A 2500-nucleotide genomic window follows, 5' to 3' on the forward strand; every position below is an offset into this window, starting at 1 on the left:
TCAGAAGCGACAAAGGCCGCGTTAGCGGCCTATTGTAACACGGCCTGGCCGTATTTCGGAGTGTGACGAGAAGATTTTGTGAGGCATAAATTGCTGAGCAATTTAGCCTGGAGTTGCGATTAGCAGACCTGGCAGCGACCTACTCTCCCGCGTCTTAAGACGAAGTACCATGGGCGCAGGGGCGTTTCACGGCCGTGTTCGGAAAGGGAACGGGTGCAGCCACCCCGCCATAACCACCAGGTCGGCAAAGCGCAACTTGAGCTGTCCATGCGTTCCGCATGGACAGCTCAAGTCGCTTCTTTGTGGCTGATATGCCTTGTCCTTCTCGCTTACCGCTCGAAGGGGACATCAGCCGGCCATACGGTCACCTCGAGTTCGAGGCGACAGATGGCCGAAGCTTGCTGTTCATGCTTTTGCATGGACGTTTTGAGAAGCTGGCGTGTTTGAACACGTTTTTTAGAGGCTCATACCGCATGAATGCTTTCGCATTCAGCGGGAGATGAGCACTGGCAATGGGAACGATCAAGCCAATCGAGCTATTAGTACCGGTAAGCTTCATGCGTTGCCGCACTTCCACACCCGGCCTATCAACGTGGTCGTCTTCCACGGCTCTGATAGGGAACACTCGTTTCCAGGTTGGTTTCCCGCTTAGATGCCTTCAGCGGTTATCCATTCCATATATAGCTACCCTGCTATGCCCTTGGCAGGACAACAGGTCCACCAGAGATATGTCCATCCCGGTCCTCTCGTACTAGGGACAGATCCTGTCAATATTCCTACACCCACGGCAGATAGGGACCGAACTGTCTCACGACGTTCTGAACCCAGCTCACGTACCGCTTTAATTGGCGAACAGCCAAACCCTTGGGACCTGCTCCAGCCCCAGGATGCGATGAGCCGACATCGAGGTGCCAAACAACCCCGTCGATATGGACTCTTGGGGGTCATCAGCCTGTTATCCCCGGCGTACCTTTTATCCGTTGAGCGATGGCCCTTCCACACGGGACCACCGGATCACTATGACCGACTTTCGTCTCTGCTCGACTTGTCAGTCTCGCAGTCAGGCGGGCTTATGCCATTGCACTCGACGACCGATTTCCGACCGGTCTGAGCCCACCATCGCGCGCCTCCGTTACTCTTTCGGAGGCGACCGCCCCAGTCAAACTACCCACCATACACTGTCCCGGATCCGGATAACGGACCGCGGTTAGACATCCATGACGATAAGGGTGGTATTTCAAGGATGGCTCCACAAGAACTGGCGTCCCTGCTTCAAAGCCTACCACCTATCCTACACATGCCGACACGAATGCCAGTGTAAAGCTATAGTAAAGGTGCACGGGGTCTTTCCGTCTGACCGCAGGAACCCCGCATCTTCACGGGGAATTCAATTTCACTGAGTCTATGTTGGAGACAGCGGGGAAGTCGTTACGCCATTCGTGCAGGTCGGAACTTACCCGACAAGGAATTTCGCTACCTTAGGACCGTTATAGTTACGGCCGCCGTTTACTGGGGCTTCGATTCAGAGCTTGCACCCCTCCTCTTAACCTTCCAGCACCGGGCAGGCGTCAGACCCTATACGTCGTCTTGCGACTTCGCAGAGCCCTGTGTTTTTGGTAAACAGTCGCTACCCCCTGGTCTGTGCCACCCTCACATGCTTGCGCATATAAGGGTCACGCTTCTTCCGAAGTTACGCGTGCAATTTGCCGAGTTCCTTCAACATAGTTCTCTCAAGCGCCTTGGTATACTCTACCTGACCACCTGTGTCGGTTTCGGGTACGGTCTGTACGGTGGAGCTATTTCCTGGAACCGCGTCCCCGCCCACACAATCCAATAAGTGTGAACAAGTTAAGCAATCCGTCACTTCCACCAGGCCCACGAATATTAACGTGGTTCCCATCGACTACGCGTGTCCGCCTCGTCTTAGGGGCCGGCTAACCCTGCTCAGATTAACTTTAAGCAGGAACCCTTGGTCTTTCGGCGAGAGGGTCTCTCACCCTCTTTATCGTTACTCATGTCAACATTCGCACTTCCGATACCTCCAGGACCCCTCACGGGTATCCCTTCATCAGCTTACGGAACGCTCCGCTACCACTCCTCAAAGAGGAATCCTCAGCTTCGGTGCATGGCTTCAGCCCCGTTACATTTTCGGCGCAAAGACCCTTGACTAGACCAGTGAGCTGTTACGCTTTCTTTAAATGATGGCTGCTTCTAAGCCAACATCCTGGTTGTTTTGGGATCCTCACATCCTTTCCCACTTAGCCATGACTTGGGGACCTTAGCTGGAGGTTAGGGTTGTTGCCCTTTTCACGACGGACGTTAGCACCCGCCGTGTGTCTGCCTGGTAGTACTTCCCGGTATTCGGAGTTTGGTTAGGATCAGTAAGACGGTGAGTCCCCATAGCCCATCCAGTGCTCTACCCCCGGGAGTATTCGCCAGACGCTCTACCTAAATAGATTTCGCGGAGAACCAGCTATTTCCGAGTTTGATTGGCCTTTCA

2 rRNA genes (1 of these 2 cut by a window edge) are annotated in these 2500 nt (G+C 54.1%); both read right to left on the minus strand.

Annotation, left to right across the window (positions count from 1 at the left end):
• Positions 1-126: 126 nt before the first annotated feature.
• Positions 127-241: ribosomal RNA gene (gene rrf / locus AC13QY_RS31980) — 5S ribosomal RNA — on the minus strand.
• A gap of 277 nt (positions 242-518) precedes the next feature.
• A 23S ribosomal RNA gene (locus AC13QY_RS31985) occupies positions 519-2500 on the minus strand (it continues 817 nt past the right edge of the window).

It is taken from the genome of Martinezella sp. CNPSo 3795 (assembly GCF_057784475.1).